At 59.7% G+C, this 23,912-nt stretch carries 22 protein-coding genes; 18 read left to right on the forward strand and 4 right to left on the reverse strand.

Annotated features, from left to right (window positions below; all coding sequences use genetic code 11):
• The 5 genes from ACOTXF_RS16265 to ACOTXF_RS16285 form a co-directional block, all read left to right on the forward strand.
• A partial coding sequence (locus ACOTXF_RS16265) for an IS1 family transposase (protein ID WP_033802282.1) occupies positions 1-77 on the forward strand: 77 nt, incomplete at its 5' end.
• A gap of 61 nt (positions 78-138) precedes the next feature.
• Entirely contained in the window at positions 139-894 is a 756-nt protein-coding gene (locus tag ACOTXF_RS16270; protein ID WP_023327356.1) for a DUF4225 domain-containing protein, read from the forward strand.
• A 542-nt stretch (positions 895-1,436) separates the two neighbouring features.
• Positions 1,437-4,070 (forward strand): YdbH family protein, encoded by a 2,634-nt coding sequence (locus ACOTXF_RS16275; RefSeq protein WP_232926783.1) that lies wholly within the window; start codon positions 1,437-1,439, stop codon positions 4,068-4,070.
• Between the two features lie 2 nt (positions 4,071-4,072).
• Positions 4,073-4,264 (forward strand): YnbE family lipoprotein, encoded by a 192-nt coding sequence (locus tag ACOTXF_RS16280; RefSeq protein WP_008502388.1) that lies wholly within the window; start codon positions 4,073-4,075, stop codon positions 4,262-4,264.
• A 7-nt stretch (positions 4,265-4,271) separates the two neighbouring features.
• The gene (locus ACOTXF_RS16285) at positions 4,272-4,589 is read left to right on the forward strand and encodes a YdbL family protein (RefSeq protein WP_008502387.1); all 318 of its coding nucleotides are present in this window, start codon (positions 4,272-4,274) and stop codon (positions 4,587-4,589) included.
• Here ACOTXF_RS16285 and feaR read toward each other — a convergent pair whose 3' ends face one another.
• Entirely contained in the window at positions 4,590-5,498 is a 909-nt protein-coding gene (gene feaR / locus ACOTXF_RS16290) for a transcriptional regulator FeaR (protein WP_021241324.1), read from the reverse strand.
• A gap of 241 nt (positions 5,499-5,739) precedes the next feature.
• Here feaR and ACOTXF_RS16295 point away from each other — a divergent pair, with 241 nt between their 5' ends.
• Positions 5,740-7,239, forward strand: a complete 1,500-nt coding sequence (locus tag ACOTXF_RS16295; protein ID WP_232926785.1) for an aldehyde dehydrogenase family protein — start codon at positions 5,740-5,742, stop codon at positions 7,237-7,239.
• A gap of 88 nt (positions 7,240-7,327) precedes the next feature.
• Here ACOTXF_RS16295 and ACOTXF_RS16300 read toward each other — a convergent pair whose 3' ends face one another.
• The 3 genes from ACOTXF_RS16300 to paaZ all read right to left on the reverse strand — a co-directional run bounded on the left by ACOTXF_RS16300 (position 7,328) and on the right by paaZ (position 13,071).
• Positions 7,328-8,434 carry a GGDEF domain-containing protein gene (locus ACOTXF_RS16300; RefSeq protein WP_232926786.1) on the reverse strand — a complete coding sequence of 369 codons (1,107 nt, stop codon included), beginning with the start codon at positions 8,432-8,434 and terminating at the stop codon, positions 7,328-7,330.
• 118 nt (positions 8,435-8,552) lie between these two features.
• Positions 8,553-10,826 carry a primary-amine oxidase gene (tynA, locus tag ACOTXF_RS16305; RefSeq protein ID WP_023327364.1) on the reverse strand — a complete coding sequence of 758 codons (2,274 nt, stop codon included), beginning with the start codon at positions 10,824-10,826 and terminating at the stop codon, positions 8,553-8,555.
• 205 nt (positions 10,827-11,031) lie between these two features.
• Positions 11,032-13,071: a phenylacetic acid degradation bifunctional protein PaaZ gene (gene paaZ / locus ACOTXF_RS16310; RefSeq protein WP_232926787.1), complete on the reverse strand. Its 2,040-nt coding sequence runs from the start codon at positions 13,069-13,071 to the stop codon at positions 11,032-11,034.
• Between the two features lie 285 nt (positions 13,072-13,356).
• On the opposite strand from paaZ, the gene paaA reads away from it, so the two are divergent.
• The 12 genes from paaA (at position 13,357) to paaX (ending at position 23,905) form a co-directional block, all read left to right on the forward strand.
• Positions 13,357-14,286, forward strand: a complete 930-nt coding sequence (paaA, locus tag ACOTXF_RS16315; protein ID WP_047747131.1) for a 1,2-phenylacetyl-CoA epoxidase subunit PaaA — start codon at positions 13,357-13,359, stop codon at positions 14,284-14,286.
• Positions 14,287-14,298: 12 nt separating this feature from the next.
• Positions 14,299-14,586 (forward strand): 1,2-phenylacetyl-CoA epoxidase subunit PaaB, encoded by a 288-nt coding sequence (gene paaB / locus ACOTXF_RS16320; RefSeq protein WP_008502380.1) that lies wholly within the window; start codon positions 14,299-14,301, stop codon positions 14,584-14,586.
• An 8-nt stretch (positions 14,587-14,594) separates the two neighbouring features.
• A complete protein-coding gene (paaC, locus tag ACOTXF_RS16325; RefSeq protein WP_232926788.1) occupies positions 14,595-15,341 on the forward strand; it encodes a 1,2-phenylacetyl-CoA epoxidase subunit PaaC in 747 nt (248 codons plus the stop codon).
• 11 nt (positions 15,342-15,352) lie between these two features.
• Positions 15,353-15,850, forward strand: coding sequence for a 1,2-phenylacetyl-CoA epoxidase subunit PaaD (gene paaD, locus ACOTXF_RS16330; protein ID WP_232926790.1), 498 nt, complete (start codon positions 15,353-15,355; stop codon positions 15,848-15,850).
• 7 nt (positions 15,851-15,857) lie between these two features.
• The gene (paaE, locus tag ACOTXF_RS16335; protein WP_232926792.1) at positions 15,858-16,928 is read left to right on the forward strand and encodes a 1,2-phenylacetyl-CoA epoxidase subunit PaaE; all 1,071 of its coding nucleotides are present in this window, start codon (positions 15,858-15,860) and stop codon (positions 16,926-16,928) included.
• Entirely contained in the window at positions 16,925-17,692 is a 768-nt protein-coding gene (paaF, locus tag ACOTXF_RS16340) for a 2,3-dehydroadipyl-CoA hydratase PaaF (protein ID WP_094945108.1), read from the forward strand. Before paaE ends, paaF begins: the two co-directional genes overlap by 4 nt.
• The gene (gene paaG / locus ACOTXF_RS16345) at positions 17,692-18,480 is read left to right on the forward strand and encodes a 2-(1,2-epoxy-1,2-dihydrophenyl)acetyl-CoA isomerase PaaG (RefSeq protein ID WP_232926821.1); all 789 of its coding nucleotides are present in this window, start codon (positions 17,692-17,694) and stop codon (positions 18,478-18,480) included. The genes paaF and paaG overlap by 1 nt, the downstream gene beginning before the upstream one ends.
• A gap of 1 nt (position 18,481) precedes the next feature.
• Positions 18,482-19,906 (forward strand): 3-hydroxyacyl-CoA dehydrogenase PaaH, encoded by a 1,425-nt coding sequence (gene paaH, locus ACOTXF_RS16350; RefSeq protein ID WP_047748983.1) that lies wholly within the window; start codon positions 18,482-18,484, stop codon positions 19,904-19,906.
• Positions 19,896-20,318: a hydroxyphenylacetyl-CoA thioesterase PaaI gene (gene paaI, locus ACOTXF_RS16355; RefSeq protein WP_023327372.1), complete on the forward strand. Its 423-nt coding sequence runs from the start codon at positions 19,896-19,898 to the stop codon at positions 20,316-20,318. Before paaH ends, paaI begins: the two co-directional genes overlap by 11 nt.
• The gene (pcaF, locus tag ACOTXF_RS16360; protein ID WP_047747124.1) at positions 20,318-21,523 is read left to right on the forward strand and encodes a 3-oxoadipyl-CoA thiolase; all 1,206 of its coding nucleotides are present in this window, start codon (positions 20,318-20,320) and stop codon (positions 21,521-21,523) included. Before paaI ends, pcaF begins: the two co-directional genes overlap by 1 nt.
• Positions 21,524-21,550: 27 nt before the next feature.
• Complete coding sequence (paaK, locus tag ACOTXF_RS16365) at positions 21,551-22,867, forward strand: phenylacetate--CoA ligase PaaK (protein ID WP_023327374.1); 1,317 nt, start codon at positions 21,551-21,553, stop codon at positions 22,865-22,867.
• Between the two features lie 102 nt (positions 22,868-22,969).
• Positions 22,970-23,905, forward strand: a complete 936-nt coding sequence (gene paaX / locus ACOTXF_RS16370) for a phenylacetic acid degradation operon negative regulatory protein PaaX (protein WP_047747122.1) — start codon at positions 22,970-22,972, stop codon at positions 23,903-23,905.
• Positions 23,906-23,912 lie beyond the last annotated feature (7 nt).

The raw sequence follows: 23,912 nt of genomic DNA on the forward strand, positions 1-23,912 counted from the left end.
CGCTGTCGTTCTCAAAATCGGTGGAGCTGCATGACAAAGTCATCGGGCATTATCTGAACATAAAACACTATCAATAAGTTGGAGTCATTACCCGAAGGTAGTATTATTACTATCATTTTAAAATGACAGGGAGACCGAATGTACAACCATAATCGGGATAAAAGTCATTTCGAAGAGAAAGTCTTAGAGATTGAAAATCTTGCGCAGCGAATTGCCACAAAGCATTTGCTTTATGGTACCGCTGGTATGTTTTTTGAAACTCAACAACTTGTTGCTCACCTGAGAAGGGAGATCGAGTCGCATTGCTTGACCTGGTCAGGCGGGATTCAATTACTTGATGAACAGATACATCATCTTAAGGAACAGGATGATTTACTCACCTTCAATAAAGCTAAGTTATTTATTGTTGTTGAAAAAAACCGAACAACAACGACGACTTTAGCGCTTAAACAGATCGGTTTCGTTGCCGGTGGGGCGCAAGTGTATGGGGGCGCTAGTTTATGCGTCGGTTCGCTGGGTCTGGCCTGTGCTGCGTATGGTGCACCTATGATTACTCATGGGCTAAACAACATGTATGAAAATGGATACTATCTTCTTTATCGTGAAGATCGGTCTGGCACGCTAAGAGATGCTTATCGTTACGTAGCAGCGAAACTCGGCTATGGGAATAATGAAGCTGATATTGTCTATGGAGTAGTTGATATCTCTTTATCAGCCTATGGCGCGGGCAGGAGAGTACTGGCTCCCCGAGAAAAATCCTGGAGTCTGTTTCGCAACATTGAATCTGATTATATCAGAGGATGGCAAGAGGCTTCTAAAACAGCGATGGCTCTGGATTTAACCAGTGGAAGCGTCACAGGTTGGCAGATGTACCAGATAGCTAAAGAGAATTAATTATGTCGGAACAATTCGAGTTGTCATTAACCCCACCGATTCTACCTGCCGTATGCTATTTTATTGTATCTATTGTCGTTTTTTTCTTGTTGTACCTCGGGAAACTCAAGGTCAACAGGCTTCATAAATATCCTCTGTTCATTGCCTATACGCTATTTGTGATAGCCATCGCAGCCATTCAAATTAACGTTTTTGCCAACGGCTATGAGTTTGTTAGCGGTTTTTTACATATTGATTTTGATCCCTGGCGGTACGACTCGGTGTACTGGGGGTCATTGATATTCGCAATGCTTTACTTGCTGGCAATGCCCAGGAACAGGTATTAGTTTTGCAGTGTTTTCCCGTTTTTACGCCTGAAATAATGCGTAACCCACTGAATCTAAAATGTGATCTTTAGGTTACGCATAGCAAAAAAGTTACCTCATACTATTTACAGCATCTATCCTTAATCCTGGCGTTAACTTCTACTCAACCGCTAAACATGCGACAATGATCGGCACTGCCGGCTTAATTCTTTCGCTAAATCAGGATATTAACTGCCCATGAAGGGTAAATACAAAGCCGCTCTTGCGCTTTTACTGCTGTTCATATTGTTGCCGCTGACGCTGCTGATGACGCTCGCCCAGTGGGTGCCGACGCTCGCCGGGATCTGGCTTCCCGTCGGGACGCGCATCGCGTTCGAAGAAAGCCCGAAACTGACTCGCCACGCGCTGGTGATCCCCGATCTTCGCTATCTGGTGGAAGACTGCGAAATTGCCCGCATCGATAACGTGACGCTGTCACATCCCAGCCGCTGGAAGCTGGATATCGGCGCGCTGGATCTTAACACCGTCTGCCTGAGCAAAATTCCCCAGTCGGCGCCCTCAACGGTCGCCCCGAAAACGCTGGCACAATGGCAGGCTGTGTTACCCAATACCTGGCTCACGATTCACCGTCTGACGCTGTCGCCCTGGCAGCAGTGGCAGGGCGAGCTGCAGGCGTCGCTAATCCCGTCCAGCCAGGAGATCGCCTATAAAGGCGAGCAGGTCAGCATTAAAGGCACGCTTCGCGGTCAGACGCTCTCGGTCAGCCAGTTCGATGTTCAGCTTCCGGATCAGCCGCAGCCGATTAAGCTGGTGGGCGAGTTTACCCTGCCGCTGGTGCCGGACGGCGTGCCGGTGAAAGGCCACGCGGTGGCGACCTTTAACGTGCCACAGTTAACGTCTCTGGTCGATGCCGATCTCGACTGGGAAGACAATCAGGGACAGCTGGTGGTGATGGCGAGAGACAACCCCGATCCGCTTCTCGACCTGCCGTGGCAGATCACGGCGCAACAGCTCAACATCAGCGACGGGCGCTGGAACTGGGATCTCTCGGGTATGCCGCTGAGCGGGCGGGTGTCCCTTCGCGCCGACAACTGGCAGCAGGGGCTGGAGAAAGCCACCCTGACCGGACGACTGAACGTGTTGACGCAAGGCGATGCGGGTAAAGGCAACGCGGTACTGAATATTGGGCCCGGCAGGCTCAGCATGGAAAACAGCGACATGCCCCTGCACCTGAGCGGCGAGGCGAAGCAAAACGATCTCATTCTTTACGCCAAATTACCGGCAAAACTGACCGGCAGCCTGTATGAACCGCAGCTCGCCTTTGAGCCGGGCGCGCTGCTTCGCTCGCGCGGGCGCATCATTGACTCGCTCGATATCGATGAAATCCGCTGGCCGCTGGCGGGCGTGAAGCTCACCCGGAAGGGGGTGGACGGTCGTTTACAGGCGATTCTGCGCGCCCATGAAAACGAGATGGGCGATTTTGAACTCCACCTGGACGGTCAGGCAAACGACTTTTTACCCGATAACGGCCTGTGGCAGTGGCGCTACTGGGGCAAAGGCGGCTTTACGCCGATGCATGCCCGCTGGGATGTCGCCGGGAAAGGCGAGTGGCGCGATAACCTTATTGAGCTGACGGCGCTCTCCACCGGCTTTGACAAGCTTCAGTACGGCACGATGGAGGTCAGCACGCCGCGTCTGGTGCTGGACCGGCCTGTACGCTGGCTGCGCGATGCCGAAAAACCAACCTTCAGTGGGGCGTTGTCGCTCAACGCAGGGCAAACCCGTTTCTCCGGCGGCAGCGTGTTGCCGCCCTCGGTCCTGACCTTCAGCGTCGACGGCATCGACCCGACGATTTTTCAGTTTAAGGGTGACCTCCATGCGGACAACATCGGCCCGGTACAGGTGAACGGACGCTGGGATGGCGTGCGCCTTCGCGGGCAGGCCTGGTGGCCGAAACAGTCTCTCACCGTATTCCAGCCGCTTATTCCGCCGGACTGGAAAATGACGCTGCGCGGTGGGGAGCTTTATGCGCAGGTCGCCTTCTCGGCGGCGGCCGATCAGGGCTTTGAAGCGGGCGGGCACGGAGTGCTGAAATCCGGCAGCGCCTGGATGCCCGATAACCAGATTAACGGCGTCGATTTTGTGCTGCCGTTCCGCTTCAGCGAGGGCACCTGGTCTCTGGGCACGCGCGGTCCGGTCACGTTGCGCATCGGTGAAGTGGTAAACCTGGTGACCGCGCGCAACATTACCGCGGATTTACAGGGCGATTATCCCTGGACGGAGGACAATCCGCTGCTGCTCACCAACGTGAAGGTGGAAACCCTCGGCGGGAAGATCACCATGCAGCAGCTGCGAATGCCGCAGCATGATCCGGCCCTGCTGCGGGTGGACAATATCTCCTCGAGCGAGCTGATTAGCGCCGTCAATCCGAAACAGTTCGCCATGTCGGGGCCGGTCAGCGGGGCGCTGCCGTTCTGGCTGGACAACGAAAAATGGATCATTAAGGATGGCTGGCTGACCAACCCGGGGCCAATGACGCTGCGCATCGACAAAGATACGGCCGACGCCATCGTGAAAGACAATATGGTCGCGGGCGCCGCGATTAACTGGCTCCGCTACATGGAAATTTCGCGTTCGTGGACGAGAATCAATTTAGATAACCTGGGTGAATTAACCATGCAGGCGACCATCAAGGGGACCAGCCGGGTCGATGGCAAAAGCAGCTCCGTCAACCTGAACTATACCCATGACGAGAATGTCTTTACCCTCTGGCGCAGCCTGCGTTTTGGAGACAACCTGCAAACCTGGTTTGAGCAACACGCGGCGATACCCGGTCTCCGCAGTTCGACTGGCAAGGAAAGTGAGGAATAACAATGAAAAAGATGGCTGGTGCGCTCACCGTTGCCGTTGCCGCGCTACTGTCCGGCTGTACGCCGCGCATTGAAGTCGCTGCGCCAAAGGAGCCGATTACCATCAACATGAATGTCAAAATCGAACATGAGATCCACATTAAGGTCGATAAAGACGTTGAAACCCTGCTGAAATCGCGCAGCGATCTGTTCTGAGGATGCCATGAAACGAGTAGCTCTGATTTTGCTGGCGCTGGGGATGAACGTACAGGCCGCTACGCTCACCCTCAACGATGCCCGGGCCCAGGGGCGCGTGGGGGAAACCCTCAGCGGTTATCTGGCCCCGATTCAACAGGATGCCGAAACGCTGGCACTGGTCAATCGCATCAACGCGGCGCGCACGGAAAGCTACCAGAAGCTGGCTGACAGCAATAATTTGCCGGTCGATGAAGTGGCCAAAATGGCAGGGCAAAAACTGGTTGCCCGCGCCCAGCCGGGCGAGTATGTGAAGGGCATTAACGGAAAATGGCTGAAAAAATAGCTAGCGGTAGCGCTTGCGGTATTCACCCGGCGAAACGCCAAAGCGCTGCTTAAACGCCGTTGAAAAATGGCTATGGTCGGTGAACCCCCAGCTGTAGCCAATGCCCGCCAGCTTTTCGTCATCACCGGCTGCGCGCAGCACCTCCGCGCAGCGATCCAGGCGGCGGTTTTTAATGTACTGCGCAACCACCAGCCCCTTCTCGGCAAACATACGGTAAAGGCTGCGCACGGACATACCGCTTTCGGCGGCAATCCATTCCGGGCGCAGCGATTCAGACTGAATATGGTCGTCAATCAGCGCCACCACATGCTGGAACTGGCGCTCCTTACGCGGCTGAATGATTTCGCGCTGCTGGAAAGCGGGGCGCAGCAGGCAAATCATCGCTTCGAGCGCCGCTTCACTCTCCCGGTCACTCAGGCTGGCATTGCTCATGCTCTCCATCAACAGGCGATGGCTTAGCTGCACCGTGGGCAGCGTGCGGGAGAGGGCGGTGGCGCAGCTTATCTCCTGAAAACGGCACTGCTGCTCAATAATCTGACGGGGAACCAGGAGCGAAATCTGGCGGGATTTTTCCTGCCAGTTGATCGAGCAGGGGCGTGAGGCGTCAATCAGCGTGATATCCCCGGTTCTGAGTACCGCGCGACGGTCATCCTGCTCAATCTCCGCGCTGCCTTCGAGCTGAAACACGGTATAGAACCAGGCATCGTTACTCTGTTTGATCTCCTCACGGGAGCGGAACAGGTTGACACCACCGGCGGTGACGGTGCTGAGCTTCAGGCTGCGCGCATAGCTGGTCTCCAGCTCGCCGTAGAATCTGCCCCCGGTGGGCTGCGCGTTAAAACGCCCGCAAACCTGGTTAATTTGCGCCAGCCACTGCTGATACTGTTCCTGCTCGCTTGCACACGCCATCGTTTCTCTCACTGCACCGTCAACGTTTTCGCATTGTTGCATTTGTGTTGCATTTTGTCAGAGCTATGAGGCTGACTATAGGAAAGAACACTCACCGGTAACAGCGATATAAGCGGCAATTATCGCGATTTGCGGCGCCTGTCACAGGTGGCAAAGCGAATGTCACAGAGACAAAAGCGAGAATGCAAAACCCCTCTTAGACTGGATGAACACCCTGCGAAGAATAACGAAGGAGTATCCTATGTCTGAATCACTGGTGGCTATTCAGCCTGCCGTGCAACAATTTTTAGACCGACAGCATGGCCTGTGGATTGAAGGGCGTCAGACCGCGTCGGACAGTGAAAAGCGGCTTAATGTCTACAACCCGGCCACGGGCGAGGTGATTGCCTCAACTGCCGACGCCAGCGTCGACGACGTTGATCGTGCCGTCATGTCCGGCTGGCGCGCCTTTGTGGCCCGTACCTGGGCCGGAAAGCTCCCGGCGGAGCGCGAGCGGATCCTGCTCCATTTCGCCGATCTCGTTGAAAAGCACGGCGAGGAGCTGGCTCAGCTTGAAACGCTGGAGCAGGGCAAGTCCATCAACATCTCCCGTGCCTTTGAAGTCGGCTGCACCCTGAACTGGATGCGCTATACCGCCGGGCTAACTACCAAAATTGCGGGCAAAACCCTCGATCTCTCCATCCCGCTACCGCAGGGGGCACGCTATCAGGCGTGGACGCGTAAAGAGCCGGTTGGCGTGGTGGCCGGAATTGTGCCCTGGAACTTCCCGCTGATGATTGGCATGTGGAAAGTGATGCCAGCGCTGGCCGCGGGCTGCTCTATCGTCATTAAGCCGTCGGAAACCACGCCGCTGACCCTGCTGCGCGTGGCGGAACTCGCCAGTGAAGCGGGCATCCCGGACGGGGTGTTCAACGTGGTGACCGGCAGCGGCGCGGTATGTGGCGCAGCGCTGACCTCGCACCCGCATATTGCGAAGGTGAGCTTTACCGGCTCAACGGCGACGGGTAAGCAAATTGCCCGCGCGGCGGCGGACACGCTCACCGGGGTGACCCTCGAGCTCGGCGGGAAAAACCCGGCAATTGTGCTGAAGGATGCGGACCCCGCGTGGGTGATAGAAGGATTAATGACCGGCAGCTTCCTGAACCAGGGGCAAGTGTGCGCGGCGAGCTCACGCATCTATATTGAAGCCCCGCTGTTTGACACGCTGGTGAGCGGGTTCGAACAGGCGGTGAAATCCCTGAGCGTCGGGCCGGGCATGTCGCCGGAGGCGTTTATCAACCCGCTGGTGTCGCGTGCGCACTGCGACAAGGTGCAGTCTTTCCTTGATGAGGCGACGTCGCGCAACGCGGAGCTGATCGTCGGTAACCGTGGTCCGGAGGGCAAAGGCTATTACGTGTCGCCGACGCTGGTGGTGAACCCGGATGCCTCGCTGCGGCTCACCCGTGAAGAAGTATTCGGTCCGGTGGTCAACCTGGTACGCGTCGCCGACGGGGAAGAGGCGCTCCAGCTGGCAAATGACACCGAATATGGCCTGACGGCCAGCGTCTGGACGCAGAATATCAGCAAGGCGCTGGAGTACACCGACAGGCTGCAGGCGGGCACCGTGTGGGTGAACAGCCATACGCTGATCGACGCCAACCTGCCGTTCGGCGGGATGAAGCAGTCCGGGACAGGGCGTGACTTCGGTCCGGACTGGCTGGACGGCTGGTGTGAAACCAAGTCGGTGTGCGTGCGGTATTAAAAAGCAAGCCGGGTGGCGGCTACGCCTTACCCGGCCTACAACGACTCGAACCGTAGGCCGGGTAAGCGCAGCGCCACCCGGCTTTTATCTACAGCGACCACCGATCCCGCCCGGCCTCTTTCGCCCGATACAGCGCCGCATCGGCGCGGGCGATAATCTCGGTGCCCGCGAGTCCCCCCTCCATCCCCGCAATCCCCATGCTCACGGTGACATGGTCGCTGACCGTCGAGGCGCCGTGCGGTATGGCCTCTGCGCGAAGGCCGTCCTGGATACGCAGGGCGACCTTTTCAGCGATGTTCTCCGGGCAATTAAACAGAATCACCAGAAACTCTTCGCCGCCGTAGCGTGACACCACATCCTCAGGTGTGCGCACCGACTGCTTAAGCACGCGCGCCACGCGCGTCAGACAGTCATCACCCGCCTGGTGCCCGTAGGTGTCGTTGTAGCGCTTGAAGTAGTCGATATCCAGCATAATCAGCGAGAAGGGCTTCTTCTGCTCAACCGCGTTCTCCAGCACCACCTCCATTTTCCGTCGATTGGCGGTTTTGGTTAACGGATCCTGATGCGCCAGCGCATCCAGCCGCGAAATCAGCAGCTGATTCTGCTGGTTACGTCGCCAGGCTTCGTCAAACCAGCTCAACAGAATAAAACGCCCGCAGATCAGGATCAGCGTAAAGACGCTCCAGATAACAACGAAGTGAAGGTTGAGACCATCGTTTCGTATCCAGCTTGCTATCGGCAGGGTGATCCAGAGCGGGAGCACAAAGGCGAGCAGCCCTTCAGGGTAGAAATAGAGCGCCGTCAAACCGGCGAGTAACAGAATAACGCACAGCGGCCAGACGTGCGGGAGCAGCAGCTGGGTGATAAACCAGAAGCAGGAGACCGACCAGATGGCGCTGCAGATAAACAACACCACGCTGATGCCGGCGATGCGCCGCCAGGCCATAAGGATCAGCGCAGCCGAGAGGATGATAATACCGAGCATGGAGGCATCGACGATTCTCGTCAGCTGCGGCGAGTGGGGATAAAGAGGATCGCTGGCCTTAAGCAGAACGTGTCGCAGCAGAATCATCACCGCGAAGCTGATATTGACGAAGGCCAGCCACGGCAGGTTCATCGCCAGTCCATGCATGACCATGGCCTGGCGCGTTGGCCAGGTTGCCCGTTCCAGCGTCGGTTTTTTTCTTTTTTCCATAAAGCCCTTTCCCGTCCGGGGGATAAATCATGCAGGTGAGATATCAGTAACTATAAGCAAGCCAGGACGATCCTCAAACGCCAGGGCAAAAAAAACCGGGCAATTGCCCGGCGGATGGTTATTTTTCGTCTTTTTTCTTCCCGAGCGTTGGCGTCTCGTCGAAGAAATTCCACGGTTTAAGCAGGGTATGCACCCATTCCGTCGGCATGATCGGCCACTCCTCCGCGCGCGCCACGTGGGTGGTGCCGGTGGTCATCCAGACCACGTCATCCTGATCGTTCAGCGACTCGTTATCCTTGCTGTACTGCCCAAGGCCCGTGTCGTGGATGGAGCGGTTCGGGAATTTCCCTTCCGGGTAGAGCTCATCCGGATGGTAACGAGTCACCCACAGCTGTTTGTCCATAAAGCTCAGGCGATGGTAAATCCACTCGTCCGGGGCAAATTTCGCGCCGGTTGCCACCGGGTGCGTGCCGCCCGCGTAAGGGATGATCTGGTACGAGACCGGGTTGCCCATGCGGTTCTCTTTACTTGTGTTGCTCAGCAGTCGAATGGTGCCCGGGTCGAATTTCTGTGCCGCCTGCTGTTCGGTATCGATATCGTACTGATTAATCTGCATGGTGCTGGTGCGCGGGCCCCCGGCGGTATTCGGCTTCACTTCCGGATCCATCGCCACCAGCTTGTTGTTGATGCCGTCCACGTCCATATCAAGACGGAAGTTGTAGATGTGCTGGTGCGTGGTGCCCACGATGTTGTGGTCGATCAGCGTGCCGTATTTTGTATCATCTTTGGCGGTGGCGTCGTGCATGGTTTTCGCCTGAACGCCTTTCACCGCCTCGATACCCGTCGCGCCGGCATCAATGCCGATGGTGCCATTTTCATGGAACACCCAGTCGAAGATGTAATCGTAGTTGCCCACGGTACTCACCCAGCGCACCACCAGTTCGCGGCGCTCGGTGCTGACGTTAGGCTGGCCCATCTCCTGATGCTTATATTCCGGCCCCGCGTAGCGTTCGAAAATCGCAATCGCGCGCGGGATCTCCATCGGCGCGCCGGTGTAGTCCGGGATAGTTTCGTTGAGCATCACCGCGTTGGACGGCACGTCTTTACCGCGCACCAGCGGCGAGGTCAGGGTGCCCATGCCGTAGTCGCCGGAATCAAGATAGGCCTTGAAGTACCAGCCCACGTCCGGATCGCCGTAAGGAACGATCATGCCGCCGAGCGACCCCTGATACATAATCTGGCGTTTTTTGCCGTTGTCGTTATACGTGACGGTTGAAATCATCGGGCCGACGCGGGAGTCCAGGCTCAGGTGGAAATCCCAGTTCTGCCAGTGCACCATATCGCCGGTAATAGTGTAGTTCTTGCCTTCCGGCTCAATGATGTCGAGCGGTTTTTTCGGCGTCTCTATACGGTCGCGGCCATCGTAGGGGCGCGGCGTCATCGGAACCGGAACAACGGCGCCTTCTTCAATCTTCTGGATTTTTTTCTGCTCAAGATCGACCACGGCCACCAGGTTCTCAATCGGGTGCGCCCAGTAGTTGCCGTCGCCGACGTCGAGATAGCTCACCACCTTCAGCAGGCGATCTTCCTGCTTCAGGCCGTCTTTACCGTCGAAATAGCCGACGGTCAGCGGCGTGGTAATCACTTTTTTCGGGTCGGTGATGCCGTGTTTTTTAAGCACCTCGGCAAACTCCGTGCTCTCGTTAACGATCTGCTGCACCGCAGTGAAATCATCCAGCAGCACCATGCCGTGCGCGTCTTTCACCGGCTCCCAGCGCAGGATTTTTTTATCCTTCAGATCCACCACGCTTTCGATGACGTGCTTCCCATCGAGCATCACAATCTTTGCCTGACGCGGGGCATCCACAGCCGTACCGTTAAGCACAAAGTCCCACACTTTGGCTTTCTCTGGCTCAGCAAGGGCAATCTGGGTAAAGCGGGTATTCGGTTTAAAATCCGCTGAGGCTTTGACAATCTCAACGGCCTGCTTAATTTCGTCCGCCGTCAGCGCGTTCAGCGGGTGAGGGCGTTTTTCAACCTGGAAAGTCTGGTCAAGACCGGACTGGAAAACATCATTGATGAAGCTGTCAGAGATAAAGGCTTTCTTGCCTTTCATCACCACCGGCACCTCGAGCTTGAGGGTTTTCCCGTTGACGATGGCGGTTTTAGCGCCCGGTTTGACCTTCACAAAGGCGCCGTCTTTCGCAATGGTAAACATCTGTGCGTAATCATCCCACTGAACGTCGGCGCCAAAGTCCTGCAGCGTTTTGTCCATCGGGACCATATGCGCCTCGCTGCCGTGGGCGAAAACAGGGGATTGCCAGGCGCAACACAGCGCAACGGCCATAGCCAGCGCCGTTCTACGGGCAGAAAAAGAAGAATTGCTTCCCATCGTAGACCTCATCTTGTTGTGTTTATAGTGTTGTGACAGCCCTATCCTGACAGGCGCCTGAGAAAAGCGTTTGCCTGCATCTGCCAGATTATTTGCCAGTCTTGCCAGGTTAAAAAAAGAGCGGGGCGATGTCACACCCCGGCTGGTCGTCGTAGGCCGGGTTAGCATCGCGCCACCCGGCAGGAAAGGCGGTGAAGGGAAGGTGTCAGAAATCCCCCTGCTGGCGCGCCACCAGCGTCAGGATGGAGTAGAGCGCCACGGCCTGCTGGTGCTGGTTGAAGATCTCAACCGCCCATTCCACCACGCCGGTTGGTTTTTCATCGGCACTGCGTTGTTTCTTCAGCGTTTTACGCTTGCAGGTCAGACGCACCTGAATGGTATCGCCCGGTTTAACCGGCTCGATAAAGCGCAGGTTTTCCATGCCGTAGTTGGCAATGACAGGCCCAACGCCCGCATCAACGAACAGCCCTGCCGCGGCGGAAATCAGGAAGTAGCCGTGCACCACGCGCTCGCCAAAGATCGACTCTGCCGCGCCGATCTTGTCCATATGGGCGTAAAAGTGGTCGCCGCTCAGGCAGGCAAAATTCACGATGTCCGCTTCCGTCAGGGTGCGGCGCGGCGTCAGCAGGCTGTCGCCCGGCTGCAGCTCCTCAAAGTATTTACGGAACGGATGCACGCGATCTTCCTGCACCGCTGCGCCACGCATCCATTGCTTGCCGATGGCGGCCAGCATGGTCGGACTGCCCTGAATGGCCGTGCGCTGCATATAGTGTTTGACCGCGCGCAGGCCACCCAGCTCCTCGCCGCCACCCGCACGTCCGGGACCGCCGTGCACTAGCTGTGGCAGCGGGGAACCGTGGCCGGTGGATTCTTTCGAGGCTTCCTCGTTGAGGACCTGAATACGCCCGTGGGCGCGCGCCGCGCCGAGAATAAACTGGCGGGCAATGTCCAGGTCTGCGGTGACCAGCGTGCCTGCCAGGCTGCCGCCGCCCGCGCGGGCAAGCTGCATTGCGTGCTGTGCGTTGCGATACGGCATCAGGGTCGCGACCGGCCCGAAAGCCTCCGTTGCGTGGACGGCAGGGGTTTCATCCGGCTGCGGGCAGAACAGCAGGGTCGGCGGGAAGAACGCGCCCGCGGTCTGCAAATCCGCTTTGCCTCCAAGACGGACCTGGCAGCCTGCGGCGATCAGCCGATCCACTTTCTCCTGTACGTCCGAACGCTGTTCGGCGTTGACCAGCGCGCCCATCTTTACCCCTTCCTGCGCCGGATCGCCCACCGCCACCTTTTCCAGGCGGGCAATCAGCGCCTGGCTCACGGCGTCAATCTGGCTCTGCGGGACGATAATGCGGCGGATGGCCGTACATTTCTGCCCGGCTTTGGCGGTCATCTCGCGTACCACTTCCCGAATGAACAGGGCGAACTCCGGCTGCTCCGGCGTGACGTCTTCTCCCAGCACGCAGCAGTTCAGGGAGTCGGCTTCCATCGTGAACGGAATGGCATTCGCCACAATATTCGGGTGCACGCGCAGGCTTTGCCCGGTGCTGGCGGAGCCCGTAAAGGTGACCACGTCCTGGCTGTCGAGCTGGTCGAGCAGATCCCCCGCGCCGCCGCAGATCAGGCTGATGGCGCCGTCCGGCACCAGCCCGCTGTCGACGATGGACTTCACCATCGCCTGCGTCACCTGCGCGGTAGCGGTGGCGGGTTTGATGATGGCGGGCATGCCCGCAAGCCAGGTCGGGGCCAGTTTTTCCAGCATTCCCCAGCAGGGGAAGTTAAAGGCGTTGATGTGCACCGCCACGCCGGACTTCGAGGTCAGGACGTGACGCGCGGCAAAGCCGCCTTCTTTCGACAGCGGGATCGGCTCGTCTTCCGGCCACACGGTGTCATCCGGCAGCTCGCGGCTGCCCAGGCTGGCATAAGTGAAGAGGGTGCCGATCCCGCCTTCGATATCGACCCAGCTGTCTGCTTTCGTCGCCCCGGTCTGGGCGGACAGAGCATAAAACGTCTCTTTCTCGTTAAGCAGATGCTTTGCCACCGCCTTCAGCATGGCTGCGCGTTCGATAAAGGTCATCGCGTGAAGCGCTTCGCCGCCGCGCTCAATCGCATAGCGACGGGCGGCCGCCATGTCCAGCCCTTCGCTGGTCACGATCCACAGCGCTTCGCCACTGATGGCGTGATGAATAGTGCGTTCGCGGCCCCGGCCAGACTGCCAGGTGCCGGACAAGAAGCTGGCTAACTGCTGCATCGCTTATCTCCAAATGTTACGTGGTTTACCCATTAATAGTTTGATCGTGAATCATAAAAATCAAGCTGAGTTTTTAATGAATTGTTAACGATGTGATCTGGATGGATGAATCACAGAATACCAAGGCCCGCTTATCAAGGCTTTCAGCAAAAGCCTTGCGAGCAGCATCACAAAACAAGTAAACAATTCTTGGGGTTATATTTAACCTTTGTGTAACTTTTAAAAAACAAAGTGATTCAGCATTACGCTTTAATTTGCAAACTAACGAATCATAAAGGTGATGACGTGACGCAAGAACAACGGTTTGAGCAGCGCATAGCGCAGGAGACGGCGATTGAGCCTCAGGACTGGATGCCTGACGCCTACCGTAAGACGTTGATCCGCCAGATTGGCCAGCATGCGCACTCCGAAATTGTCGGCATGCTGCCGGAAGGGAACTGGATCGCCCGCGCCCCGACGCTGCGCCGTAAGGCGATCCTGCTGGCGAAAGTGCAGGACGAAGCCGGACACGGGCTTTACCTCTACAGCGCGGCGGAAACGCTGGGCTGCGCGCGGGAAGACATCTACCAGAAGATGCTCGACGGCAAGATGAAATACTCCTCCATCTTCAACTATCCGACCCTGAGCTGGGCCGATATCGGCGTGATCGGCTGGCTGGTGGACGGCGCGGCCATCGTCAATCAGGTGGCGCTGTGCCGAACCTCCTACGGTCCGTATGCCCGCGCGATGGTGAAAATCTGTAAAGAAGAGAGCTTCCACCAGCGTCAGGGCTTTGAAGCCTGCATGGCGCTGGCGCAGGGCAGCGAGGCTCAGCGCCAGATGCTGCAGGACGCCATCAACCGCTTCTGGTGGCCCGCGCTGATGATGTTCGGGCCGAACGACGACAATTCGCCGAACAGCGCCCGCAGCCTGGCCTGGAAAATCAAACGCTTTGGCAACGACGAGCTGCGCCAGCGCTTTGTCGACAACACGGTGCCGCAGGTGGAGATGCTGGGCATGACGGTGCCCGATCCCGACCTGCATTTTGATGAAGAGAGCGGTCATTATCGCTTCGGCGAGATTGACTGGCACGAGTTTGACGAGGTCATTAACGGGCGCGGCATCTGCAACCACGAACGCCTGGCCGCGAAACGTAAAGCCTGGGAAGAGGGCGCGTGGGTGCGGGAAGCCGCGCTGGCGCACGCCGAAAAACAGCGCGCCCGTCAGGCCGCTTAAGAGGAAATAACCATGAGCAATGTCTACTGGCCGCTGTACGAAGTGTTCGTACGCAGCAAACAGGGGTTATCCCATCGTCACGTGGGCAGCCTGCATGCCGCCGACGATCGCATGGCGCTGGAAAATGCGCGTGATGCCTATACCCGCCGCAGCGAAGGGTGTTCTATCTGGGTGGTGAAGGCGAGCGAGATTGTCGCCTCCCAGCCGGAAGAGCGCGGCGAGTTCTTCGACCCGGCGGAAAGCAAGGTTTACCGCCATCCGACGTTCTACACCATCCCCGACGGCATCGAGCATATGTGAGGCAAAGAATGAACTCAGTGACTGCCTATGCCCTGCGTCTGGGCGACAACGGTCTGGTGCTTTCTCAGCGTCTCGGCGCCTGGTGCGGCCACGCGCCGGAGCTGGAAATCGACCTCGCGCTCGCCAATATCGGCCTCGACCTGCTGGGGCAGGCGCGCAATTTTCTGACCTATGCCGCGGAGCGGGAAGGCCAGGGCGATGAAGACACGCTGGCGTTTGGCCGCGACGAGCGCCAGTTCCGCAATGTGCTGCTGGTGGAGCAGCCGAACGGCAGCTTCGCCGACACCATTGCCCGCCAGTACCTGATGGATGCCTGGAACGTGGCGCTGTACGACCGCCTGACCCAAAGCCGCGACGGCCAGCTTGCTGCCATCGCCGCCAAGGCGATTAAAGAGGCGCGCTACCACCTGCGCTTCAGCCGCGGCTGGCTGGTGCGGCTGGGCGACGGGACAGAAACGTCTGCGCAAAAAATGCAGCAGGCCATCGAGAGCCTGTGGCGTTTTACGGCCGAGCTGTTTGACGCCGATGAGGTCGAGCTTGAGCTGATTGAGTCCGGCGTGGCGGTTGACCCGCGCCTCCTGCGCCAGCCGTGGGAAAGCGAAGTGTATGCCGGTCTGAATGAAGCCTGCCTGCAGGTGCCCGCCGAGGTGGCGTACCGCACCGGGGGCAAGCAGGGGCTGCATACCGAACATCTGGGCCCGATGCTGGCGGAAATGCAGTATCTCCAGCGCGCGTACCCCGGTCAGCAGTGGTAAAGGAGAACGCTATGCAACGCCTCGTCGACATCGCGCCTGCGCAAATTCCGCAGATCTGGGCGCTGTTAAGCCAGATCCCCGATCCGGAAGTGCCGGTGTTAACCATCACCGATTTAGGCATGGTGCGCAGCGTGAAGGCGCAGGGTGAAGGCTGGGTTATCGGCTTCACGCCCACCTACTCGGGCTGCCCGGCGACGGAACACCTGCTGGTGGCGATCCGCGAGGCGATGACCGCGCACGGTTTTACCCCGGTGCACATTGTGCTCCAGCTTGAACCCGCCTGGACCACCGACTGGATGACCCCCGATGCGCGCGAGCGCCTGCGGGCGTACGGCATCAGTCCGCCGGTGGGGCATAGCTGTCACGCGCACGCGCCGGTGGAGGTGAGCTGTCCGCGCTGCGCCAGCACCGACACCGCGCTTATCAGTGAATTTGGTTCGACGGCCTGCAAAGCGCTCTACCGCTGCAATTCCTGCCGTGAGCCCTTCGACTATTTCAAATGTATTTGAGGCTGCCATGACAACGTTTCATTCATTAACAGTGGCAAAAGTGGAACCCGAAACCCGCGACGCGGTGACCATTACCTTTGCGGTGCCGCAGGCGCTGCAGGAGGCCTACCGCTTCCGTCCCGGCCAGCACCTGACGTTAAAAACGACGCTTGGCGGAGACGAGCTGCGCCGCTGCTACTCCATCTGCCGGAGTACCGCTCCGGGCGAAATCAGCGTGGCGGTCAAAGCCATCGACGGCGGGCGCTTTTCCCGCTATGCCCGGGATGAGATCAAAGCGGGCATGGCGCTGGAGGTGATGGTTCCTCAGGGGCAGTTTGGCTACCAGCCACAGGCCGAACGTGAAGGCCACTACCTGGCGATTGCGGCAGGCTCCGGGATCACCCCGATGCTGGCGATTATCTCCGCGACGCTTGCGACCGAACCGAACAGTCATTTCACCCTGATCTACGGCAACCGCAGCAGCCAGAGCATGATATTCCGCCAGGCGCTGGCGGACCTGAAGGACAAATACCCGCAGCGGCTGCAGCTGATCTCCATCTTCAGCCAGGAGCGGCTGGACAGCGATCTGCTCTATGGCCGCATCGACGGGGAAAAACTACAGGCACTGGCGAAAACCCTGATCAACTTTCGCCAGTATGACGAGGCCTTTATCTGCGGCCCGTCGGCGATGATGGATGACGCGGAAGCCACGCTGAAGGCGCTGGGGATGCCGGACAAATCCATTCACCTTGAGCGCTTTAACACCTCCGGAATCACCGTTAAGCGCGCGGTGCACGTGCAGGCAGAAGGCCAGAAAGTGACCGTTCGCCAGGACGGGCGCGACCGTGAAATCACCATGACGGCGGACGACGAAAGCATTCTGGATGCCGCCCTGCGTCAGGGAGCGGATCTGCCGTATGCCTGCAAGGGCGGCGTCTGCGCCACCTGCAAATGCAAAGTGCTGCGCGGCAAGGTGGACATGGCAACCAACTACAGCCTGGAGCCGGACGAGCTGGCGGCCGGGTATGTGCTGAGCTGCCAGTCGCTGCCGTTAACCGCCGACGTGATCGTCGACTTTGACGCGAAGGGGATGGCATGAGTGAACTGATTGTTACCCGTCATGGCCGCGTGCTGCAGCTGACGCTGAACCGTCCGGCGGCGCGCAACGCCCTCAACAACGCGCTGTTGACCCAGCTTACGGAACAGCTTGAGGCCGCCGCTGTGGATGCCGACATCGCCGTCTGCGTGATTTACGGCAGCGAGCGCTGCTTTGCCGCCGGGGCCGATCTCAACGAAATGGCGGAGAAAGACCTGCCTGCCACTCTGAACGATATTCGCCCGCAGCTGTGGGCGCGGATCAACGCGTTTCCTAAACCGCTGATCGCCGCCGTAAATGGCTTCGCGCTGGGGGCGGGCTGCGAGCTGGCGCTGCTGTGCGACGTGGTGATTGCCGGTGACAACGCCCGTTTCGGCCTGCCGGAAATCACGCTCGGCATCATGCCCGGCGCGGGCGGCACTCAGCGTCTTATCCGCAGCGTCGGTAAATCCCTGGCCAGCAAAATGGTGCTGACCGGCGAGAGCATTACCGCAGAGCAGGCGCTGAACGCCGGGCTGGTGAGCGACGTTTTCCCGGCGGCGCTGACGCTGGAGTATGCCCTGAAGCAGGCGGCACGAATGGCGCGCCACTCGCCGCTGGCGCTGCAGGCGGCGAAGCAGGCGCTGCGCCAGTCCCAGGAGGTGCCGCTCCAGGCCGGTCTGGCCCAGGAGCGCCAGCTGTTTACGCTGCTTTCTGCCACCGAAGACCGCCGGGAAGGCATCGACGCCTTCCTACAAAAACGCACCCCCGACTTTAAAGGACGCTAATTGTGGAATTTATTCTCAGTCATGTAGAACAGGGCGTGATGACCCTTACGCTGAACCGTCCGGAGCGTCTGAACAGCTTTAACGACGTGATGCACCAGCAGCTGGCCGAGTGCCTGAAACAGGCCGAGCGCGATGACACTATCCGCTGCCTGCTGATCACCGGGGCTGGACGCGGCTTCTGTGCCGGTCAGGACCTGAACGACCGCAACGTCGACCCCAACGGCCCTGCGCCGGATCTGGGCATGTCCGTTGAAACCTTCTACAACCCGCTGGTGCGCCGCCTGGCAAAGCTGCCGAAACCGGTCATCTGTGCCGTTAACGGCGTAGCGGCGGGCGCGGGCGCCACGCTGGCGCTCGTGTGCGACATGGTGATTGCGGCGCGCTCCGCCAGCTTTGTGATGGCCTTCAGCAAGCTCGGTCTTGTGCCGGACTGCGGCGGCACCTGGCTGCTGCCGCGCGTGGCCGGACGCGCCCGCGCCATGGGGCTGGCTTTGCTCGGTGACAAACTCAGCGCTGAACAGGCGCAGGCGTGGGGGATGATCTGGCAGGTGGTGGACGACGAACAGCTCTCCGCTACGGCGCAGCAGATGGCCCTGCATTTTGCGTCGCAGCCGACCTTCGGGCTGGGGCTGATCAAGCAGGCTATCAATGCAGCGGAAACCAATACCCTGGACGCCCAGCTCGATCTCGAGCGCGACTTTCAGCGTCTGGCCGGGCGCAGCGACGACTACCGCGAGGGCGTCAGCGCCTTCCTGGCAAAGCGCGCGCCGAACTTTACGGGGAAATAAGATGCTGAACATACGGACTGTCGCCGTGATCGGCAGCGGCACGATGGGCGCCGGCATTGCCGAAGTGGCGGCCAGCCACGGTCATCCGGTGCTGATCTACGACATCTCCAGCGATGCGATATCGCGCGCCATCGACGGGATCCGCCAGCGTCTGGCCTCCCGGGTAACGCGGGGTAAACTCTCTGCCGATGCCGGGAGCCAGATCCTTGCCCGGCTGCTTCCCGTCACGGATATCGAGGCGCTCTCCGCGGCCGATCTGGTGATTGAAGCGGCCTCAGAGCGGCTGGAGGTGAAAAAGGCGCTGTTTGCGCAGCTGGCTGAGATCTGCCCGCCGCAGACGGTACTGACCAGCAATACTTCCTCCATCTCCGTCACGGCGATTGCGGCGGACGTCCACCACCCGGAGCGGGTCGCAGGGCTGCACTTCTTTAACCCGGCGCCAGTGATGAAGCTGGTGGAGGTGGTCAGCGGGCTGGCGACCTCCCCGGAAGTGGCCGACGCGCTGTGTGAGCTGGCGCTGAACTGGGGCAAACAGCCCGTTCGCTGCCAGTCCACGCCGGGGTTCATCGTCAACCGCGTTGCGCGTCCTTTCTATTCCGAGGCCTGGCGCGCGCTGGAAGAGCAGGTCGCGCCGCCGGAGGTGATTGACGCCGCCCTGCGCGAAGGCGGCGGCTTCCCGATGGGGCCGCTGGAGCTGACCGACATGATTGGTCAGGACGTGAACTTTGCGGTGACCTGCTCGGTCTTTAACGCCTTCTGGCAGGAGCGTCGTTTTCTGCCTTCGCTGGTTCAGCAGGAGCTGGTACTGGCAGGCAGGCTGGGCAAAAAGAGCGGGAAGGGCGTTTACGACTGGCAGGGTGACAAACCCGACGTGCAGTGGGTCAAGGCGGTGAACGACAGCTATAGCCCGATGCGCGTGGAAAAAAGACGTGACGGTGTCACGGAAATTGATGATGTGTACCTGATTGAAACGCAGGGGGAGACCGCGCAGGCGCTGGCGCTGCGGCTCAACGGCCCGGTGGTGGTGGTCGACCGCATTGAGCGCGACGTGGCGGTCATTGCCGCCGCGGCCAGCAACCCGCATACCGCGACGCAAAAAGCCATCCGCTACCTGCAGCAGCAGGGGCTCCGGGTGGTGCAAATTGCCGATTATCCCGGCCTGCTGATCTGGCGGACGCTGGCGATGATTGCCAACGAGGCGCTGGATGCCCTGCAAAAAGGGGTCGCCAGCGAGAAGGACATCGATACCGCCATGCGCCTGGGCGTGAACTACCCGAGCGGGCCGATCGCCTGGGGCGAGCGCCTGGGCTGGCAGCGCCTGCTGACGCTGCTGGAGAACCTGCAGCGCCATTACGGCGAAGAGCGCTATCGCCCCTGTTCACTGCTGCGCCAGCGCGCGCTTCTGGAGAGTAGCTATGAGTCATAACGCCTGGCATAACGCCCGCGCCATGTACGAACGGGACGCCTGCGCGCAGGCGATGGGGATGGACATTGTCGAGATGGACGAGGGTTACGCGGTGGTGACCATGACCATCACCCCGCAGATGCTGAATGGCCATAAAACCTGCCACGGCGGACAGCTGTTTTCGCTGGCAGACACCGCTTTTGCCTACGCCTGCAACAGCCAGGGGCTGGCGGCGGTAGCCTCCGGCTGCTCGATTGACTTTCTGCGTCCGGGCTTCGCAGGGGACACGCTCACCGCCACCGCGCGGGTGAAGCATCAGGGCAAACTGACCGGCGTGTATGACATTGAAATTCAGAACCAACAACAGAAAACCGTCGCCCTTTTTCGCGGAAAATCTCACCGCATCGGCGGCAGCGTGACAGGAGAGGCCTGATGCGTGACGCATTTATTTGTGATGGCGTTCGAACCCCGGTGGGCCGCTACGGTGGCGCGCTTTCCGCTGTTCGAACTGACGATCTCGGCGCCGTGCCGCTGCGCGCGCTGCTGGCCCGCTACCCGCAGCTCGATCTGGAGCGGATTGACGACGTGATATTCGGCTGCGCCAACCAGGCGGGGGAAGATAACCGCAACGTGGCGCGCATGTCGTTGCTGCTGGCCGGTCTGCCGCAGACGGTCTCCGGCACGACTATCAACCGCCTGTGCGGATCCGGGCTGGACGCGATTGGTTTTGCCGCGCGCGCCATTAAGGCGGGCGACGGCGACCTGCTGATTGCGGGCGGGGTGGAGTCGATGTCCCGCGCGCCGTTTGTGATGGGCAAAGCCACCGCGGCGTTCCAGCGACAGGCGGAGATCTTCGATACAACCATCGGCTGGCGATTTGTGAATCCGCTCATGCATCAGCAATTCGGAACTGACAGTATGCCGGAAACGGCAGAGAATGTAGCTGAATTGTTAAATATCAGCCGTGCCGATCAGGACGCGTTTGCCCTGCGCAGCCAGCAGCGTACCGCGCAGGCGCAGCAGAACGGCATTCTGGCGCAGGAGATCGTGCCGGTGCCGGTGCCGGGCAAAAAAGGGGCGGTCAACGAGTTCAGCGTGGATGAACATCCGCGCGCCGACACCACGCTCGAACAGCTTGCCGGTCTGAAAACGCCGTTCCGTAAGAACGGGGTGGTCACGGCGGGCAATGCCTCCGGGGTTAACGACGGCGCGGCGGCGCTGATCGTCGCCAGCGAGAAGATGGCGCTGGCGCAGGGGGTAGTCCCGCGCACGCGGATCGTGGCGATGGCGACGGCGGGCGTGGAGCCACGTCTGATGGGGCTCGGCCCGGTACCGGCCACCCGCAGGGTGCTGGAGCGCTCCGGACTCAGTATTCACGATATGGACGTCATCGAGCTTAATGAAGCTTTCGCCGCGCAGGCGCTGGGCGTGCTGCGTCAGCTGGGCCTGCCGGATGATGCCGCGCACGTCAACCCGAACGGTGGCGCGATTGCGCTGGGCCACCCGCTGGGCATGAGCGGCGCCAGGCTGGCGCTGGCCGCGAGTAACGAACTGCACCGATGCGGCGGGCGCTACGCGCTGTGTACGATGTGCATCGGTGTGGGTCAGGGCATTGCCATGATCCTTGAGCGTGTTTGAGCATAAAAACAATGTGAGTACCCTACAATGACAAATACAACAAAGCTTGATCCGATTGAAACGGCCTCCCTTGACGAGTTACAGGCGCTGCAGACCGCGCGTCTGAAATGGACGCTGCATCACGCCTATAACAACGTGCCGATGTACAAACGCAAGTTTGATGCCGCGGGCGTTCATCCTGACGATTTCAACGAGCTGGCGGATATCCGTAAGTTCCCGTGCACCACCAAGCAGGACCTGCGGGATAACTACCCGTTCGATACCTTCGCCGTGCCGATGGAGCAGGTGGTGCGCATTCACGCGTCATCCGGCACCACCGGCAAGCCGACCGTTGTCGGCTACACCCAGGGCGACATTGACAACTGGGCCAATCTGGTGGCGCGCTCCCTGCGCGCCGCGGGCGGCAGCGCGAAGGACAAAATTCACGTGGCGTATGGCTACGGCCTGTTTACCGGCGGGCTGGGGGCGCACTACGGGGCCGAGCGCTTAGGCGCGACGGTGATCCCGATGTCCGGCGGCCAGACGGAGAAACAGGCGCAGCTGATCCGCGATTTCCAGCCGGACATGATCATGGTGACGCCATCCTACTGTCTCAACCTGATAGAGGAGCTGGAGCGCCAGATGGGCGGCGATGCCAGCGGCTGTTCCCTGCGAGTGGGCGTCTTCGGCGCCGAGCCGTGGACGCAGGCCATGCGCCGCGAAATTGAAAAACGCTTAGGCATTACGGCCCTGGACATCTATGGCCTCTCCGAAGTGATGGGGCCGGGCGTGGCAATGGAGTGTATCGAAACCGTCGACGGCCCGACCATCTGGGAAGATCATTTCTACCCGGAGATCGTTAACCCGAACGACGGCACGCCGCTGGATGACGGCCAGCAGGGCGAACTGCTGTTCACCACGCTGACCAAAGAGGCGCTGCCGGTGATCCGCTATCGCACCCGCGACCTGACGCGCCTGCTCCCGGCCACCGCGCGCAGCATGCGCCGTATGGACCGCATCAGCGGCCGCAGTGACGATATGCTGATCATTCGCGGCGTTAACGTCTTCCCGTCGCAGCTGGAGGAGGAGATTGTGAAGTTCGAACATCTCTCTCCGCACTACCAGCTGGAGGTGAACCGTCGCGGACATCTTGATTCACTTTCCGTGAAGGTGGAGCTGAAAGAGAGCAGCCTGACGCTGACGCACGAGCAGCGTTGCCAGGTGTGCCACCAGCTGCGCCACCGCATTAAATCGATGGTGGGGATTTCCACCGACGTGACGATCGTGAACTGCGGCAGCATCCCGCGCTCGGAGGGGAAAGCCTGCCGGGTGTTTGACCTGCGTAAAGTTGCGGCCAACGGCTAAGTTTCCTCTCACCCCGGCCCTCTTCCAAAGGGAGAGGGTTAGGGTGAGGGGCTATCCCAGAATCCTATGCTATGATTCATCCAGGACAAAAATAACAACAGAATGAATCACATGAATAAACTCGACGCCTTTATCCAGCACGCGGTCAGCTCCGTTCCCGTCAGCGGGACCTCGCTTATCTCCTCGCTATACGGTGACGCGCTTTCCCATCGCGGCGGTGAGATTTGGCTCGGCAGCCTGGCTGCCTTACTGGAAGGCATGGGGTTTGGCGAACGGTTCGTGCGTACCGCGCTGTTTCGCCTCAACAAAGAGGGCTGGCTGGACGTCTCGCGCATCGGGCGACGCAGCTTTTACCGCCTGAGCGATAAGGGGCTGCGCCTGACGCGTCGCGCGGAGAATAAGATCTACCGCGCGGAACTGCCCGCCTGGGATGGCAAATGGTTACTGCTGCTCTCCGAGGGGCTGAATAAAACCACCCTGGCCGACGTTAAAAAGCAGCTGATCTGGCAGGGGTTTGGCACGCTGGCGCCGAGCCTGATGGCCTCGCCGTCGCAGCATCTGGCGGACGTGCAGTCCCTGCTTCACGATGCCGGCGTGGCCGAAAACGTGATTTTTTTTGAAGCCCACTCGCCGCTGGCGCTCTCGCGCGCCGCGCTGCGTTCACGCGTAGAAGAGTGCTGGCAGTTAACCGAGCAAAACGCGATGTACGAGTCGTTTATCAGCTCGTTCCGGCCGCTGCTGCCTCTGCTGAAAGAGGCCGCGCCGGAGGAGCTGACGCCGGAACGCTGCTTCCAGATCCAGCTGCTGCTGATTCACTTTTATCGTCGCGTGGTGCTGAAGGACCCGCTGCTGCCGGAAGAGTTACTGCCTGCGCACTGGGCGGGGCAAAGCGCCCGACAGCTCTGCATAAATATCTATCAGCGTGTCGCGCCGGGAGCGCTGGCGTTTGTCAGCGAGAAGGGCGAAACCTCCGTCGGTGAACTGCCCGTGCCCGGCACGCTCTACTATCAACGCTTTGGTGGTCTTACAAGCGCATAAGGAGGGA

Source organism: Enterobacter cloacae complex sp. IR53041, assembly GCF_049238285.1.
In the GTDB taxonomy this organism is placed as follows: domain Bacteria; phylum Pseudomonadota; class Gammaproteobacteria; order Enterobacterales; family Enterobacteriaceae; genus Enterobacter; species Enterobacter roggenkampii.